This is a genomic window from Nonomuraea sp. NPDC050328 (assembly GCF_044459405.1).
In the GTDB taxonomy this organism is placed as follows: Bacteria; Actinomycetota; Actinomycetes; order Streptosporangiales; family Streptosporangiaceae; genus Nonomuraea.
Map to the genome: position 1 here is coordinate 931468 of NZ_JBITIW010000003.1, position 15756 is coordinate 947223.

Consider the following 15756-nt stretch of genomic DNA (forward strand, 5'->3'; position numbering starts at 1 on the left):
GGGTCGCCGGTTCTTCGCGGGCGGGGTCAGGGAATCCGGCCGTGCCCGCCCGGGGAGAGCGAGCCGACCAGCAGCCGGTCGGCTCCCGGCAGGGCGGCGGCCCGCAGCAGCAGGTCGCGGGCGGTGATGCGGAGCCGGCTGGGCGGCGCCATCCAGTGGATGAAGCGCCGCCCGAAGCGTTGCACCCGCTCGATGACCGGGCGCATCCGCCGCTCGTAGCCCGCCAGGGCGGGGCCGATCTCGCCTGCCGCCAGCCCACCTGCCGCCAGTTCGGTGGCCAGCACGTGGGCGGCGGTCATGGCCATCGAGGCGCCGTGCCCGGCGAACAACGACACCGCCTGGCAGGCGTCGCCGAGCAGGACGACCCGTCCCCGGCTCCACTCGCCGAGCTCGACCTGGGTGACCTGGTCGTAGTAGAGCTCGGGCGGCGGCGGGCAGGCGGGGAGCACCTCGGGCAGGATCCAGCCGAGGCCGCCGAAGCGCTCGCGCAGGACGGCGACCGGGTCGGCGGGCAGGGCGGGGCCGCTCACCCGGTGCAGGAACAGCAGGGCGAGCCGCTCGCCGCGCAGCGCGTACGCGCCGGCCATCAGGCCGGGGACGGTGAGCATGCGGTAGCGGGTGCCGATCTCGCGGCTGAGCTCCGGCGCGTGGATCGAGTAGGCGGCGACGTGGTGGCCCAGGTGCCGGACGTGGTCGCGTTCGGGGCCGAAGACCAGTTCCCGGACGGTCGAGTGGGTGCCGTCCGAGCCGACCAGCAGGTCCACCTCGTGCTCGCTGCCATCGGTGAGGGTGACCTGGACGGGGGCCGCGGGGGGCTGGGCGACGGCGGTGACGCTGGTGCCGTACCGGGTCGTGGTGCGCACGGCGTCGGCGATGGCGCGGGCCAGGTCGGCGCGGAGCAGGCTGACCACGCCGGTGACGTCCGGCGGCAGGCGCAGGCCGCTGGTCTGGCGGCCGGCTCCGTCGAGGTAGCCGAGTTCGTCGACGGGGTAGCGGACCTCCTCCAGCCTGGGGTGCAGGCCCATCCGGCCGGCCACCTCGTAGCCCGGGCCGTAGAAGTCGATCATGTAGCCGCCGTCGCGGAAGGCGGGCGCCCGCTCGACGAGTTCCACCTGCCAGCCGGCGCGTTCGAGGTGCCAGGTCAGGGTGAGCCCGGCGAGGCCGGCTCCGCAGACGAGCGCCTTCACGGTTGCGCTCCGACCATCGCGCGCAGCGGGGCGGTGAGGCCGCGGGGGTCGAGTCCGGGGTCGAGGCCGCGGTGCAGCATCACGCCGTCGACCACGGCGGCGAGCAGGGCGGCGGCCGGGGCCGGGTCGCCCGCGTACCCCCTGGCCGCCAGCCAGGCGGCGGCGCGGGCGCGGAAGCCGTCCAGCAGGAGGGCGAGCTGTTCGCGCAGTTCCGGGGTGCGGGAGGAGGCGAGGTACATCTCGGCGACCAGCCGGGAGGCGGGGTCGTCCGGCGGGTGGGCGGCCAGTTGCGCGGCCAGCCAGTCGATGCCGGCGCCGAGGTCGAGCTGGGCTTCCAGGCCCGCGCCGACGGACTCGACGAGGTCGCGGGCGAGGGTGGTGGAGGCGGTGACGAGCAGGTCGGTGACCGAGCCGAAGTGGTAGTGCACGACGCCGGGGGCGACACCGGCCCGGTCGGCGGCCATCCGGGTGCTCACCGCACCCCAGCCGGCCTCGCCGATGAGCGCCGCCGCGGCCGCGAGGAGGCGGTCGCGGGTGGCCTGGCCGCGTTCCAGGTTTTGGGCGTTCGACTTGGGCATGTGTCCAAACTAGCGCGCGCGAGTTCCCGTACGCCAGGGATCGCGGCGGCTATCTTCGGCGGCCCAGCCAGGCGATCAGCAGACCCAGCAGGACGCAGGCCGTCAGCGCGATCCACATCGGGGCCGAGATGGAGATCATCAGCAGGTTGATGTGCGCTTCCTGCCGGTTCTGCACCACGAAGACGATCGCCAGGATCAGCAGGGCCAGCGCGACCCAGACGCGAGGCGGCACGCGGCGCAGCGGGCCGGGCTTCCGGCTGTGGTCGGCCATGAATCCCCCATCAGGTCAGGTAACCGACCAGATACCCTTCGTGATCATCGGCGAAACGGGCGCTGAAAGTCGAACGAATGGATGGTTTTCAAGCGGGGGCGGCGGCCGGACAATGGTCGGCATGACCGAAGGGCGCGGGCCGTACCGCAAGAGCGAGGCGCGGCGGCGGGAGATCCTCGACGCGGCGCTGCCGGTGTTCGGGCGGAACGGGTTCCGTGGCGGGTCGGTGCGAGAGATCGCCGAGCTGGCCGGGATGAGCGCGGCCGGGCTGCTGCACCACTTCGGGAGCAAGGCGGGGCTGCTGCTGGCCGTGCTGCGGGACTTCGACGAGCGGGAGGCCGGGCTGGTGTCGGCCGGCGATCCGCGGGGGGTCGCGGCGTTGCGCGCGCTGGTGGCGGCGGCCCGGCGGGCGACCGGGCAGCCGGGGCTGGCCGAGCTGGGGGTCATGGTCGCCGCCGAGGCCGCCGACCCCGCGCACCCGGCGCACGAGCCGGTCGAGGCCCGGCGGCGGTGGTACCGGGACTTCGTGGCGCGGGCGCTGTCCGAGCTGGCGGCCGAGGGGCGGGTGCGGGCCGGGGTGGAGCCCTCGTCGGCGGCCCGGACGGCGGTGGCCCTGATGGACGGGCTGCGGGCGCAGTGGGTGGCCGACCCGCGCTCGGTCGATCCGGCCGGGGACCTGGAGGCGTACTTCCGCGGCCTGGTCACCGAGGACGCCTGGCCCGTGACCACCGTGCCGGCTGGCCCCGCCGGGCTCGCTGGGTCCGCCGGCCACTCCCCCGCCGCGGCTACCGGGCAGCGCCGGGAGGGCGGGGGGCAGGTCGGTGGGGCGACGATCCTGGATGTGGCGCGGGCCACGGGGTTGTCGGCGGCGTCGGTGTCGCGGGCGCTGAACGGCAAGCCGGGAGTGTCGGACAGCACCCGGGCCACGGTCCTGGCCAAGGCCGCCGAGCTGGGCTTCACCGGCAACGCGACGGCCAGAGCCCTGAAGTCGGGCCGGACGGGCAGGATCGCGGTGACCCTCCCCTGGCTGCACATGGACTACGCGGCCCACATCCTGTCCGGCGCCGCCGAGGTGCTCCAGGACGGCGGGCAGAGCCTGGCCCTCGGCACCACGGTGGCCGACGGCGGCAGCGTGCTGCCCGCGCTGGAACGCCTGGCCAGGCACGGCGTGGACGGCGCGGTCGTGGTGCTCCCCCGCTCCGCCCCGGCCGAGTACGCCAGGCTGGAGGCGGCCGGGCTGCCGGTCGTCCTGGTCGACCCGGTGGCCGACGCCGCGGCCCGGTTTCCCTCGGTCACGCTCGACAACGCGGGCGCGGGCCGGCTGGCCACCGCCCACCTGCTCGGACTCGGGCACCGCCGCATCGGCGTGGTCACCGGCGAGACCGGCCTGCTGTCCACCCGCGAGCGCCTGCGCGGCGTCCGCGAGGCGCTGCGCGAGGCGGGCGCCGAGCTCGACCCGGACCTGCTCTTCCAGGGCTCGTACGGCAGAGCCGAGTCGGGCAGGAGCGCCACCCTGGCGATGCTCGCCGGGCCCCGCCCCCCGACCGCGGTGTTCGCCTTCAATGACCGGATCGCCTTCGGCGTGCTGCAGGCGGCCCGCGAGTCCGGCCTGGACGTGCCGGGCGAGCTGTCGGTCGTGGGCTTCGACGACGACTCCGCCGCCCTGATGACGCCCCCGCTCACCACCGTCGCCCAGCCGCTGGCCCGGATGGGGGCGAGCGCGGGGCGGCTGCTGCTCGACTGGCTGGCCGGCCGCGACCCGGGAGCCGCCCGGGTGGAGCTGCCCGGCGAGCTGGTCGTCCGGTCGAGCACCGCCGCGCCGCCGGATCGGGACCGGGCGGCGAAATAGCCGGGGCGGGGGTTGCGCCCGGCAGGGGTTTACGTAAACGATTGCGTTCAACCCTTCACCGCACCACCGGGAGCTCGCGCGTGACCACCGACCTCGATGCGCTCATCAAGCATCTCGACCTGCCCGCCAAGATCAGCCTGCTCAGCGGGGCCGACACCTGGTCCCTGCCGCCGCTGCCGGAGATCGGCCTGGACCGGCTGGTCATGAGCGACGGCCCGATCGGGGTCCGGGGCGAGGGCTGGAGCCAGGCCGACCCGTCGATCGCCCTGCCCAGCCCGACGGCTCTCGCCGCGACCTGGGACCTCGACCTGGCCAGGCAGGTGGGCCGGCTGCTGGCCCAGGAGGCCAGGCGCAAGGGCGTGCACGTGCTGCTGGCCCCGACGATCAACCTGCACCGCAGCCCGCTGGGCGGGCGGCACTTCGAGTGCTACTCCGAGGACGTGCACCTGACCGGCGAGGTCGGGGCGGCCTACGTCGAGGGGGTCCAGGAGGGCGGGGTCGCGACCACGCCCAAGCACTTCGTGGCCAACGACTTCGAGACCGAGCGGTATACCGTGAGCGTCCAGGTGAGCGACAAGGTGCTGCGCGAGGTGTACCTGCGGCCGTTCGAGCGGGTCGTGCGGGCCGGGGCGTGGGGGCTGATGACCGCCTACAACTCGGTCAACGGGACCACGATGTCGGAGCACTCCGAGCTGGTCAACGGGGTGCTCAAGGACGAGTGGGGCTTCGACGGCTACGTGGTGTCGGACTGGAACGCGGTGCGCACCACCGAGCCGTCCGCGTTCGGCGGCACCGACGTGGCCATGCCCGGCCCCAAGACGCCCTGGGGGGACAAGCTGGCCGAGGCGGTCCGCGCCGGGCGGGTGCCGGAGTCGGTGATCGACGACAAGGTGCGCCGGATCCTGCGCCTGGCCCAGCGGACCGGCGCCCTGCGCTCGCACTCCCCCGCCGCTGAGCCTCCGCAGGCCGTCGACGGGGTCGCGCTCGCCCGCGAGGTGGCGACGCGGTCCTTCACCCTGCTCACCAACAACGGCGTGCTGCCCCTCCCGGCCGGGACGGGCAGCGTGGCGGTGATCGGATCCGCCGCGGCCGAGGCCCGGATCATGGGCGGCGGCAGCGCGGTGGTCTTCCCCGACCGCACGGTCTCCCCCCTGGAGGGCCTGCGCGAGTACGGCGGCGCGCAGGTGCGCTACGCGCTGGGCACCGACCCGAACCCCAGGCTGAACCCGCTGAAGGCCCCCGCGACGGGCGAGTTCGTGGACGCCGAGGGCACGGTCCTGGCGGCCGAGGAGCTGGAGCGGGCGACGGGCCTGTGGATCAGCGGGCTGCCGGAGGGCGCGGACACCGCCGAGCTGCACCGGGTACGGCTGCGCGTGCGGTTCGTGCCCGAGGTCTCCGGCGAGCACCTGCTGTCGGTGCAGGGCATCGGCCCGTTCAGCCTGACGGTGGACGGCGAGACGGTCTACGAGGGCGTCGTCGAGCTGGAGGGCGACGACCCGGCCGCGGTGCTGGTCGCCCCGCCGGAGCGGCGGGTGGCGGTGCCGATGACGGCCGGCGTGCCGTACGAGCTGGTGATCTCGAACGTGGCGCACGACTACGGAGGCCGCCGGGTGGTGGTCTTCAGCCTCGGGCACGCCGACCCGCGCCCGGACGAGGACGCGCTGATCGCCGAGGCGGCCGGGCTGGCGGCGGCCAGCGAGGTGGCCGTGGTGGTGGCGGGCACGACGATGGCGGTGGAGAGCGAGGGCTTCGACCGCAAGGACCTGCGGCTGCCGGGCCGCCAGGACGAGCTGATCTCGGCGGTGGCCCGCGCGAACCCGCGCACGGTCGTGGTGGTGAACTCCGGCTCGCCGGTGGAGATGCCGTGGGTGGACGAGGTGGCCGCGGTGCTGCTGGTGTGGTTCCCCGGGCAGGAGGCGGGCGCCGCGCTGGCGGAGGTGCTGTACGGCGAGGCCGAGCCCGGCGGCCGACTGCCCACGACGTGGCCGGTGAAGCTGGCCGACTGCCCGGTCGCCGACGTCACGCCGGTCGACGGGGCCGTGCCGTACGACGAGGGGGTGTACATCGGCTACCGCGCCTGGGCCCGGCACGACGTGGCGCCGGCGTTCTGGTTCGGGCACGGCCTGGGCTACACCACGTGGTCCTACGACGCGATCGAGGCCGAGGGCCGGCGGGTGGCGGTCACCGTGACCAACACCGGTGCGCGGCGCGGCCGGGAGGTGGTGCAGGTGTACACCGGCGAGGGCGCCGACCGGGTGCTGGCCGGGTTCGGGGTGGTCGAGGCGGAGCCCGGGCAGAGCGTGCGGGCAGAGCTGGAGCTGGCCGAGCGGGCCTTCCAGGTCTGGGCGGACGGCTGGCGGACGGTCGAGGGCACGCACCGCATCGAAGCCGGTGGCGGCTATGACGATCCCGCCTTGTCCACGTCGATCCGGCTATAGCGCGAAATTTCTTACCATGTGGTAAGAAATGGAGCATGCCGACGCTCGTCCCCTCCCCCCAGTCCCTGACCCCGGCCTCCGGCCCACCCCTGAGGCTGGGCCGGCAGGTCCGGGTGAGCGCTCCCGCCGAGCTGCCCGCCCTGCGCCCGGTCGTCGCCTGCCTGCTGGACCGCCTGCACGGCCTGGAGGATCCGCCCGGCTCGGAGCCCGTGCCCGAGCTGCGGCTGGTCCTGGGCCGGCCGGACCTGAGCGCCCTGCGCCCGGCGGCCGGGCTGTCCCCGCACACCGGGCTGGAGGAGGGCGAGCAGGAGGCTTTCGAGCTCGTCGTCACCGAGCAGGGGGCGACGGTGACCGCGACGGCGGCCGAGGGGCTGTTCCGCGGCGCGACCGCGTTCGCCCAACTCGTCGGCCCCGGCGGCGAGGTGCCCGCGGTGCGGGTGCTCGACGGGCCCGGACTGCGCTGGCGCGGCCTGTCCCTGGACGTGGTGCGCCGCTTCTTCCCGGTCGAGCAGGTCAAGCGGGTGCTCGACCTGCTCGCGCTGTACCGCTTCAACGTGCTGCACCTGCACCTGACCGACAGCCAGGCGTGGCGGCTGGAGATCGACGGCCGGCCCCGGCTGACCGCGCCGGAGAACGCCGTCGAGAGCTCGCGCAACGGCGAGGGCCGGCAGTACTACACCCAGGACGACTACCGCGAGCTGGTCGCCTACGCCGCCGAGCGGTTCGTCACCGTCGTCCCGGAGATCGACGTGCCCGGGCACACCCAGGCGGCGGTGCGAGCCTACCCGGAGCTGCGCGGCCCGGACGAGCCGCCGCACGAGCTGATCTCCTACCTCGACCCGCGCAACGAGCACGCCCGGCGCTTCACCGCCGAGGTGTTCGCCCAGGTCGCCGCGCTCACCCCGGGGCCGTTCGTGCACCTGGGCGGCGACGAGGCGTTCGGGATGCCGGCCGGGCTGTACGCGCGGTTCGTGACGGAAACGCTGGCGACCGTCCGGGCCACCGGCAAGCGGGTGGCCGCCTGGCAGGAGGCGGCGCGGTCGGGAGCGCTCGAACCGGGCGACGTGGCGCAGAGCTGGATCGGGCTGGGCGACGAGTTCGACCCCGAGCGGGTCAAGGCGTCGGTGCCGGCCGAGTACCACCCGCTGGTGGACGTGGCCGCGGAGAGCTTCGAGCACGCCGCCGCCGACACGCCGAAGGCCGTCGAGGCGGGCGCGTGGGTGCTGGCCTCGCCCAGCAGCGTGCTCTACCTGGATCGCCGCTACGCCGAGGAGTCGGCCGACCCCGCGCAGACGCCGCGCCGCGAGCAGGTCGGCATGCCCGCCTACACGCCGAAGAGCTGCCGGGAGCTGTACGGCTGGCAGCCCCGCGAGCTGCCGGAGATCCCCGCCGGGGCCCGGCTGGCCGGGGTCGAGGCCGCGATCTGGTGCGAGAGCGTCACCGGGTTCGAGGACCTGGCGTTCCTGCTGCTGCCGCGGCTGCCGGGCATCGCGGAGAAGGCGTGGAGCCCGCGGCCGGCGTCGTGGGCCGAGCACCGCGACCGGCTGCGGGCGCACGCGCCGTGGTGGGAGCGGCTCGGCTGGGGCGGCTACTGGCGCTCGGCCGACGTGTTCGGCTGAGCCGTACGCTCGCCCCGGTCAGGGTCTGCCGGGGCGAGCGCTCAGCGGGCGGCCGAGCCGTACTCCTGCTCGAAGGCCGCGCGGCGCAGCCGCTGCGCGGCCACGTCGGCCACCGGCGCGGCCAGCAGCAGCGCCCGCGTGTAGGGGTGCGACGGCTCGGCCGTCACCACCGCGGCCGGCCCGCTCTCCACGATCTCGCCCTGGTGGATGACCGCCACCCGATGGCTGACGAACCGCACCACCGACAGGTCGTGCGAGACGAACAGGTAGGCCACCCCGCTCTGCTCCTGGATCTCCAGCAGCAGGTCGAGCACGGTCTTCTGGGTGGTGAGGTCCAGCGCGGAGACCGGCTCGTCGCAGACGACCAGGCGCGGCCCGAGCGCGAGGGCCCGGGCGATGGCGACCCGCTGCCGCTGGCCGCCGGAGAACTCCCGGGGCAGCCGCTCCCCGGCCCCGCCGGGCAGGTGCACCCGGTCGAGCAGCTCGTCCACCCGGGCCCGTGCCGCCCGGCCGGACAGCCCCTGGCCGAGCAGCGGTTCGGCGAGGGTGTCGCCGACCGTGCGCGAGGGGTTGAGCGAGGTGTACGGGTCCTGGAAGATCACCTGGATCTCGCGGGCCAGCTCGCGCCGGCGCCGCCGGCCCAGGCCGTCGAGCCGCTCCCCGGCGAAGGTGATCGCGCCCGAGCGCACCGGCGCCAGGCCGAGGATCGCCCGGCCGAGCGTGCTCTTGCCCGACCCCGACTCCCCCACCAGGCCGAGCGTCTCACCGGGCCGGACGGACAGGCTCACCCCGCGCAGCACCTGGACGCGCGGGGCGCCGCGGCCCTTGCCGGGGAAGTCGACGTGCAGGTCCTCGACGGTCAGCAGGGCGGTCACGGGGCCTCCAGTCGTTCGTGATCCGGCGCCTGGTCCGGTGCCTGGTCCGGAGCGTGGTCCGGCGCGGGCTCCAGCGGCTCGCGGGCGGGCGCGCCGTCCAGGACCGCGGCCAGCAGCCGGCGGGTGTACGGCTCGCGCGGCGCGTGCAGGACCTGCTCGACCGGCCCGCTCTCCACGATCCGCCCCTCGCTCATCACGGCCACCCGGTCGCACAGGTCGGCGACGACGCCGAGGTTGTGCGTCACCAGCAGCACGCCGAGCCCGCTGTCGCGCTGCAGCCGGCGCAGCAGGCCGAGGATCTCGGCCTGGACCCGCACGTCGAGCGCGGTGGTCGGCTCGTCGGCGATGAGCAGCCGCGGCTCGCAGGCCATCGCCCCGGCGATGAGCACCCGCTGGGCCATGCCGCCGGAGATCTCGTGCGGGTAGGAGCGGAAGACGCGCTCCGGGTCGGCGATCTCGACCTGGTGCAGCAGGTCGAGGGCGCGGCGGCGGGCCTCGGCCCGGCCCAGGCCGAGCTTGGCGCGCAGCGGCTCGACGAGCTGGCTGCCGACGGTGAAGGCCGGGTCGAGGTTGCTCATCGGCTCCTGCGGCACGTACGCGATCACGGTTCCGCGCAGCTCGCGGTGGGCCCGCTCGGGCAGGCCGACGATCTCGCGTCCGGCGACGGTGATGCTGCCGCGCGCCACCCGGCCGCCCTCGGGCAGGATGCCGAGGACGGAGAAGGCGGTCTGCGTCTTGCCGGACCCGGACTCGCCGACCAGCCCGACGATCTCCCCCTCGCGCACGTCGAGGTCGACGCCGCGCACGACCTCGCGCGCGCCGTAGGCGACGGCCAGGCCGCGCACCGACAGCAGCCCGGCCCGCTCCCCGGCCGCGCCCGGCGCGTCCGGCTCGTCCCGCGCTTCTTCCGGTACGGCGGGCGGTGCCGGATCGCTGCGCCCGCGATCTTCGAGCACGTCCCGCAGGGCGGCGGCCAGCAGCACCAGCGCCCCGCTGGTCAGCCCGAGCGCCAGCCCCGGCCACAACATCAGCAGCGGCGCGCGCTGGATGTTCTTGAACGCCTCGTTCAGCATCGCGCCCCAGGTGGGCTCGCTGCCGCTGCCGATGCCGAGGAACTCCAGCCCGGCCTGCAGCCCGATGGCGATCCCGGCGACCAGCGCGACCTGGATGATGATCGGAGCGCGCACCACGATGAGCACGTGCCGCGAGACGATCCGCAGGTCGCTCAGCCCGGCGACGCGGGCGGCGTCGACGTACAGCTCGCCGCGCACGCCGGCGACGATGCCGCGCACCAGGCGGAAGAAGCTGGGCGCGACCAGGAAGCCGAGCACCACCATGAGCACCCAGACGGTGGAGCCGAGGATGGCGCGGGAGGCGAGCAGCACGACCATGGCGGGCAGGGCCATCACCAGGTTGACCAGCCAGGTGGCGGCCGAGTCGAACCAGCCGCCGTAGTAGCCGGCCAGCAGGCCGGAGGGCACGCCGAGGGCCAGGCCGACGGCCAGGGCGATGATCGCGCCGCCGAGGGTGTTCTGCCCGCCGTACAGGATGCGGGCGAGGATGTCGCGGCCGGCGGAGTCGAAGCCGAGCGGGTGCCCGGCGGCCGGGCCCTCGAAGGCCTGGCGCAGGCTGGCCGCGCCCGGGTCGGCCGGGCTGAGCACCGGCGCGAGCAGGACAGCGAGCACGATCGCGGCCAGCAGCAGCCCGGACACCAGCCCGAGCGGATGGCGCACCAGCCTCATCGGAGCCTCGCCTTCGGGTTGAGCCAGCCGATCAGCAGGTCGGTGACGAGATTGATGACGATGACGCCGACCACGGTGACCATGACCAGCGCCATGATCACCGGGATGTCGCCGCGGGTGGTGTAGCCGACCGTCATGCTGCCCAGCCCGGGCAGCCCGAAGATCTGCTCCACCAGCACCGCGCCGCCGAGCAGGCCGACGAACTGCATGCCGAGCACGGCCAGCGCGGGCGCGGAGGCGTTGCGCAGCACGTGCCGCAGGACGATCCGCCACGGCGGCAGCCCGCGGGCGCGCAGCGTGCGGATGTAGTCCTGGCGCAGCACGTCGATCACCGAGCCGCGCACCTGCTGGGCGACGCCGGCGACCGAGCCGACGGACAGGGCGAGGATCGGCAGGGTGATCGTGGACAGCCAGCCGGTGAGCGACTCGCCCATGCCGATGTAGCCGATCGCCGGGAACCAGCCCAGCTCGACCGCGAAGATCAGGACGATCACCAGGGTGACCAGGAAGCCGGGCAGCGCGTAGCCGAGCACGGCGAAGACCTGGACGAACCGGTCCACGACGCCGCGCCGCACCCCGGCCCAGACGCCGAGCACGAACGACAGCAGCGCGGTGATCACGGTGACGCCGATCATCAGGCTGAGCGTGACCGGCAGCCGGTTGGCGATCGCCTGGAGCACGTTCTCGCTGGTGAACCAGGAGGTGCCGAAGTCGCCGCGGAGCGCGGCGCCCAGCCAGTCGAGGTAGCGGACCGCTACCGGCCGGTCGAGGCCGAGCGCCGCGTTCTTGGCGTCGACCAGCTCCTGGGGCGCGTTCTGCCCGAGGAGCTGGCGGCCGACGTCGAGGTGCGGGATGGACAGCAGGGTGTAGGACAGCAGCGAGATCACGCCGATCAGCGCCACGCCCGCCGCGACCCGGCGCAGGACGAAGGCGAGCATGGTCACTTGGCGGGGGCGTAGTTGTAGATCGCGGGCACGGCCATGCCGTCCTGCGGGGTGATGGCGACGCTGCCGTCGGAGACGTGCAGGTAGGTCATCCGGTAGAAGGGCACGAACCACGCCTGCTCGACCAGGTGCGCGTTGAGCTTCTTCAGGTCGGCGGGGTCGTCGCTCTTCTGGATGCGCGGGGCCAGGGACTTCACCGTGTCGTCGGTGTAGCCGAACATGTTGAACAGGCCGGGCAGCACCATCTCCTTGACCACGACCCAGTCGATCGGCGACTGGCCGTTGTTCATGACCATGCCGGAGTAGGCGCGGTCGCGGAAGATGCGCTGGACGGCGCTGCCCTGGTCAAGGTCCTCCCAGACGAGCTTGACGCCGACGGCGCCGAAGTCGGTCTGGAGCGAGGCGGCCAGCGCCTCGGAGACGATCGCGGGGATGCGCGGCAGCTTGAGGGTGAAGCCGCCCTCCAGCCCGGCCTCCTTGAGCAGGGCGCGGGCCTTGGCCTGGTCGAAGGGGTAGGCGTTGTCGAGCTCTGGCTGGTAGGCCTTGGCCGAGGGGCCGAAGAGCTGGCTGGTGACCGTGCCGCGACCTTGGCGGATCTTGCTCAGCATGGTCTGGCGGTCGATCGCGTGATTGAGCGCCTGCCGTACGCGGGGGTCCTTGAGCTCGGGGGTGACCAGGCCGGCGCGGTCGAACAGCAGCAGGCCCTGGACGTCGAACTCCTGCTTGACCGTCTTGACCTTGGGGTGGGCCTCGACGGCGATCTGCTGGTCGGCGTCCTGGATGAGGGCGGCGTTGAGCTGGCCGGTCTTGATGCCGTTGACGATCGCGGTCTCGTTGTCGAAGTAGCTGATCGTGATGGTGTCGTAGGGCAGCTTGGCCCCCCAGTAGCCGGGGGCGCGCTTGAAGACCCACTTGGTGCCGATGACGGTCTGGCCCTGGTCGAGGTCGTAGGGGCCGGTGCCGCTCGGGGCGGTCTTGAGCGCCTCGCCCTTGGCGAACTCGGCCGGGTTGGCCATCAGCCCGGCGGCGTCGCTGAGGTAGTACAGCAGCGCGGGGTTGGGCTGCTTGAGCTTCAGCTTGACGTGGCTATCGTCGACGACCTCGACGCTCTCCAGGTCGGCGAGGGTGCCGGCCTGGCCGCCGCCGCCCTTGGCGAAGCGCTCCAGGTTGGCCTTGACCGCCTGGGCGTCGAAGGGGGTGCCGTCGTCGAACTTCACGCCGGTGCGCAGGGTGAGGGTGAGCGTGGTTCTGGCCTCGTCGTAGGCCCATTCGGTGGCCAGCATCGGGCTGAACGCGCCGTCCGGCTCGCGCTTGACCAGGGTGTCGTAGACCGCCTGGAAGAACGGCAGGGCGCTGCCGTTGGCGTCCTTGCTGTCGAGGCTCATCGGCAGGGTCATCGTGGCGAGGCTCAGGGTCGCCGGGGCGGCCGAGCCGGTGGCCGGGCCGGCCTGGCCGCCCGAGCAGCCCGCGAGGACGACGGCCGAGGTCAGGAGGGCGGCCAGCGCCGCGGATTTCTTCATCACGCACACTCCGTCCGAGATTTTCGGCGAGCATACACCCCAAACTAACCACGTGGTAGGTTTAGTGCCGGCCGGTCGGGAGGCGGGCTAATCTCCCTGTACAGCGGCACTTGCGGTGCCCCTGACCCGAAGAGAGGCCGCCCGGTGAACGCACCGATCCCCCGCCGGGGCACCAAAGGCGAGCGCACCCGCGAGCGCATCCTCGACTCCGCGATGGAGCTGTTCTCGCGCTCGGGCTTCCACGCCGTCTCGCTGCGCGACATCGCCGCCCACGCCGGGCTCACCCACGCCGGGCTGCTGCACCACTTCCCGGGCAAGGACGAGCTGCTCATCCAGGTGCTGACCCGGCGCGAGGACGAGGCGGCGCAGCAGGCGCTGTCGGCCGACTCCTCGCGCGAGCCGGAGAAGGTGCTCATCCGGCATCTCGACCAGATCACCCGGAACATGCACACGCCCGGGCTGGTCGGGCTGTTCGTCAAGATCTCCGGCGAGGCGGCCGATCCCGGCCATCCGGCGCACGAGTACTTCGTCGAGCGCTACCGGCGGCTGCGGCGGCGCACGGCCTGGCTGCTGGCGCAGCTCTTCGAGCAGGCCGACCCGCCGGTCTCGCACGACCCGGACGCGGTCGCGCAGCAGCTCCTGGCGCTGGTGGACGGCCTGCAGACGCAGTGGCTGCTCGATCCCGACCAGGTGGACATGCGCCGCGCGGTGGAGGTCTTCCTGACCCAGCTCGGCCTCGGCGTCGGCCGGGACTGACCGCCCTCCGCCGGCTCTAGCCGGAGCGGGCCAGGCTTCCGGCCTGCGCGCGCGGCGCGGCCAGCCGCCGGCCGAGCCGCTGCATCGGCTCCTCGACGTAGCGGTGGCACAGGCCCGCCACCGGCAACAGCACCACCAGGAAGGCCAGCGCGAAGCCGGCCTGCACGGCCGGGTGCGCCCAGCGCAGGTCGCCCACCGGCCGCAACAGCACGGTGAGCAGCGGCAGGTGCAGCAGGTAGAGCGAGTAGCTGACCGTCCCGAGCCAGGTCAGCGCGTACGGCACGCGCCGCCCGCGCAACGCCATGGCCCCGGCGAAGGTGGCGGCGGCCAGCACGATCGTGGTGATCCACACGCCCGGCTGCACCCACCACCAGCCGGCGTCGATCGCCCACACCGGCGCCAGGGCGACCAGCACCCCGGCCGGGACGAGCGGCCAGAGCGAGCCCTCGCCGCGCTCCCAGCGCTGGATCGCGGTCCCGGCGAACAGCACCGCCACCACCGCGAGCCCGAACCACGGCACCCGGCTGCTCAGCACCAGCAGCGCCAGGGCCATCAGGCCGAGCCCGATCGCCGAGGCGGTGCGCAGCCGCCCGGACAGCATGCCGGCCAGGCCGAGCGCGAACCCGGCCAGCGACACCCACGCCGGCCACGGTCCGGTCCAGGGCGAGGCGGCCAGCAGGATCCCGGCCAGCACCGCCGCCGCGGCGAACCCGGCGGCCAGCAGGCCACGGCCGCGGTGCAGCCCGGCGGCGAACAACGCGCCGGCCATGAGGTAGAAGACCATCTCGTAGGAGAGCGTCCACATCGTGTTGACCACCCCGCCCGCGCCGACCGCGTCGAGCAGCATGGTGGCGTGCGAGGCGAGCGCCGAGGCGTCGGCCGGCACCTCCCGGCGGATCGGGATCCACCACGACAACGCCAGGGCGATCACGATGACCAGCAGGTAGAGCGGGTACAGCCGGAAGAGCCGGCCGATCCAGAACGCCCGCAGGTCGCCTCGGCGCTCCAGCGAGACCGGGATGATGTAGCCGCTGACCAGGAAGAAGACCAGCACGCCGTACATGCCGATGTTGAACCAGGTGGGCCGCAGCGCGGGCATCGCCCAGGTGAGCAGGTGCTCGGCGACGACGGCCAGCGCGCCCAGGCCACGCAGCGCGTCGAGCCAGGCGAGCCGCGCCGCGGCGGAGTCCGGGCGGAGCGAGGTCGGCGGGGTCGGCATGGCAGGCATGTGCCCCAACGTATCCAAGGATCACGCCGCGGCCCGGTATGGCACCGTGGAAGGCGGGGAAACGGGAGGAGCACCACCATGAAGACCGAACACCGGCGCCACGCTCACGACGGTGACCACACGATCGACCGGCCGCGCGCCTACGAGGTGTTCTCCGCGCTCGGCTTCCTGGGCCGGCGGCGTGAGATCTTCACCCGGCTGGCCGCGCTGTCGGGGGTACGGCCCGGCGCGAGCGTGCTGGACGTCGGGTGCGGCACCGGCTACCTCACCCGGCTCCTGGCCCCGGTGGCGGGCCCGTCCGGCCGGGTGACCGGCGTGGACCCGTCCGAGGCGATGATCGGCTACGCCCGCGAGCGCGCCCCGCGCAACTGCGACTACCGCGTGGCCGGGGGCCAGTCGCTCGGGCTGCCGGACGCCGCCTTCGACGTCGTGGTCTCCACGCTGGCCGTGCACCACATCCCGGAGGGCGAGCGCGCGACGGCCCTGCACGAGATGGCCCGGGTGCTGCGGCCGGGCGGGCGGCTGCTGATCGCCGAGGCCCGCCCCCCGGCGGGACGGCTGCCGGGCCGGGTGGCCGCCACGTTCTTCCCCGCGCTGCGGCACGGCGTCCGCGACGAGCTCGGCGGGCTGATCGAGCAGGCCGGGCTGCGCCCGGTGGACTCGGGCGACCTGCCGGTCCTGCTCGGCTACGTGCGGGCGGAGCGGCCGGAGTAGGGCGGTTTTGGGCCTTGCTGGGGGCGGGACCCGCG

The 15756-nt window shown here is 74.2% G+C and carries 13 protein-coding genes; 5 read left to right on the forward strand and 8 right to left on the reverse strand.

Annotation, left to right across the window (positions count from 1 at the left end; all coding sequences use genetic code 11):
- Nucleotides 1–26: 26 nt before the first annotated feature.
- Genes ACIBG7_RS15890 through ACIBG7_RS15900 form a run of 3 tightly spaced genes read right to left on the reverse strand, consistent with a single transcriptional unit; the run spans nt 27 to nt 2036 of the window.
- On the reverse strand, nt 27–1187 hold the full coding sequence (locus ACIBG7_RS15890) for an FAD-dependent monooxygenase (protein WP_397336661.1): 1161 nt from the start codon (nt 1185–1187) through the stop codon (nt 27–29).
- Complete coding sequence (locus ACIBG7_RS15895; RefSeq protein WP_357933196.1) at nt 1184–1765, reverse strand: TetR/AcrR family transcriptional regulator; 582 nt, start codon at nt 1763–1765, stop codon at nt 1184–1186. Before ACIBG7_RS15895 ends, ACIBG7_RS15890 begins: the two co-directional genes overlap by 4 nt.
- Before the next feature lie 49 nt (nt 1766–1814).
- Nucleotides 1815–2036: a LapA family protein gene (locus ACIBG7_RS15900; protein WP_357933199.1), complete on the reverse strand. Its 222-nt coding sequence runs from the start codon at nt 2034–2036 to the stop codon at nt 1815–1817.
- 121 nt (nt 2037–2157) lie between these two features.
- Here ACIBG7_RS15900 and ACIBG7_RS15905 point away from each other — a divergent pair, with 121 nt between their 5' ends.
- The 3 genes from ACIBG7_RS15905 (at nt 2158) to ACIBG7_RS15915 (ending at nt 7942) form a co-directional block, all read left to right on the forward strand.
- On the forward strand, nt 2158–3885 hold the full coding sequence (locus ACIBG7_RS15905; RefSeq protein WP_397336663.1) for a substrate-binding domain-containing protein: 1728 nt from the start codon (nt 2158–2160) through the stop codon (nt 3883–3885).
- An 80-nt stretch (nt 3886–3965) separates the two neighbouring features.
- Nucleotides 3966–6323: a beta-glucosidase gene (locus ACIBG7_RS15910; protein WP_397336664.1), complete on the forward strand. Its 2358-nt coding sequence runs from the start codon at nt 3966–3968 to the stop codon at nt 6321–6323.
- A 35-nt stretch (nt 6324–6358) separates the two neighbouring features.
- The gene (locus ACIBG7_RS15915; protein ID WP_397336665.1) at nt 6359–7942 is read left to right on the forward strand and encodes a family 20 glycosylhydrolase; all 1584 of its coding nucleotides are present in this window, start codon (nt 6359–6361) and stop codon (nt 7940–7942) included.
- 41 nt (nt 7943–7983) lie between these two features.
- Here the strand turns inward: ACIBG7_RS15915 and ACIBG7_RS15920 are convergent, their stop codons facing one another.
- From ACIBG7_RS15920 to ACIBG7_RS15935, 4 genes are read right to left on the reverse strand one after another with little or no spacing between them, the layout of a single operon-like run.
- Complete coding sequence (locus tag ACIBG7_RS15920) at nt 7984–8817, reverse strand: ATP-binding cassette domain-containing protein (protein ID WP_397336666.1); 834 nt, start codon at nt 8815–8817, stop codon at nt 7984–7986.
- Complete coding sequence (locus ACIBG7_RS15925; RefSeq protein WP_397336667.1) at nt 8814–10559, reverse strand: dipeptide/oligopeptide/nickel ABC transporter permease/ATP-binding protein; 1746 nt, start codon at nt 10557–10559, stop codon at nt 8814–8816. Before ACIBG7_RS15925 ends, ACIBG7_RS15920 begins: the two co-directional genes overlap by 4 nt.
- Complete coding sequence (locus ACIBG7_RS15930) at nt 10556–11497, reverse strand: ABC transporter permease (RefSeq protein ID WP_397336702.1); 942 nt, start codon at nt 11495–11497, stop codon at nt 10556–10558. The genes ACIBG7_RS15925 and ACIBG7_RS15930 overlap by 4 nt, the downstream gene beginning before the upstream one ends.
- Before the next feature lie 2 nt (nt 11498–11499).
- Nucleotides 11500–13023 carry an ABC transporter substrate-binding protein gene (locus tag ACIBG7_RS15935; RefSeq protein ID WP_397336703.1) on the reverse strand — a complete coding sequence of 508 codons (1524 nt, stop codon included), beginning with the start codon at nt 13021–13023 and terminating at the stop codon, nt 11500–11502.
- A 213-nt stretch (nt 13024–13236) separates the two neighbouring features.
- Between ACIBG7_RS15935 and ACIBG7_RS15940 the strand changes: the two genes are divergently transcribed.
- Nucleotides 13237–13779, forward strand: a complete 543-nt coding sequence (locus tag ACIBG7_RS15940) for a TetR/AcrR family transcriptional regulator (protein ID WP_397336704.1) — start codon at nt 13237–13239, stop codon at nt 13777–13779.
- Nucleotides 13780–13795: 16 nt separating this feature from the next.
- On the opposite strand, the gene ACIBG7_RS15945 is transcribed toward ACIBG7_RS15940, so the two are convergent.
- Nucleotides 13796–15007 (reverse strand): acyltransferase, encoded by a 1212-nt coding sequence (locus ACIBG7_RS15945; RefSeq protein ID WP_357933218.1) that lies wholly within the window; start codon nt 15005–15007, stop codon nt 13796–13798.
- 78 nt (nt 15008–15085) lie between these two features.
- On the opposite strand from ACIBG7_RS15945, the gene ACIBG7_RS15950 reads away from it, so the two are divergent.
- Nucleotides 15086–15721: a methyltransferase domain-containing protein gene (locus ACIBG7_RS15950; RefSeq protein ID WP_397336668.1), complete on the forward strand. Its 636-nt coding sequence runs from the start codon at nt 15086–15088 to the stop codon at nt 15719–15721.
- The last annotated feature ends 35 nt before the right edge of the window (nt 15722–15756 follow it).

What these genes read in the sequence shown, in the direction of transcription:
- ACIBG7_RS15925 (WP_397336667.1), bottom strand. Translation starts at nt 10,559, where the DNA reads ATGAGGCTGGTGCGCCATCCGCTCGGGCTGGTGTCCGGGCTGCTGCTG.
- ACIBG7_RS15900 (WP_357933199.1), bottom strand. Translation starts at nt 2,036, where the DNA reads ATGGCCGACCACAGCCGGAAGCCCGGCCCGCTGCGCCGCGTGCCGCCT.
- ACIBG7_RS15935 (WP_397336703.1), bottom strand. Translation starts at nt 13,023, where the DNA reads ATGAAGAAATCCGCGGCGCTGGCCGCCCTCCTGACCTCGGCCGTCGTC.
- ACIBG7_RS15905 (WP_397336663.1), top strand. Translation starts at nt 2,158, where the DNA reads ATGACCGAAGGGCGCGGGCCGTACCGCAAGAGCGAGGCGCGGCGGCGG.
- ACIBG7_RS15950 (WP_397336668.1), top strand. Translation starts at nt 15,086, where the DNA reads ATGAAGACCGAACACCGGCGCCACGCTCACGACGGTGACCACACGATC.
- ACIBG7_RS15895 (WP_357933196.1), bottom strand. Translation starts at nt 1,765, where the DNA reads ATGCCCAAGTCGAACGCCCAAAACCTGGAACGCGGCCAGGCCACCCGC.
- ACIBG7_RS15915 (WP_397336665.1), top strand. Translation starts at nt 6,359, where the DNA reads ATGCCGACGCTCGTCCCCTCCCCCCAGTCCCTGACCCCGGCCTCCGGC.
- ACIBG7_RS15940 (WP_397336704.1), top strand. Translation starts at nt 13,237, where the DNA reads ATGGAGCTGTTCTCGCGCTCGGGCTTCCACGCCGTCTCGCTGCGCGAC.
- ACIBG7_RS15930 (WP_397336702.1), bottom strand. Translation starts at nt 11,497, where the DNA reads ATGCTCGCCTTCGTCCTGCGCCGGGTCGCGGCGGGCGTGGCGCTGATC.
- ACIBG7_RS15945 (WP_357933218.1), bottom strand. Translation starts at nt 15,007, where the DNA reads ATGCCTGCCATGCCGACCCCGCCGACCTCGCTCCGCCCGGACTCCGCC.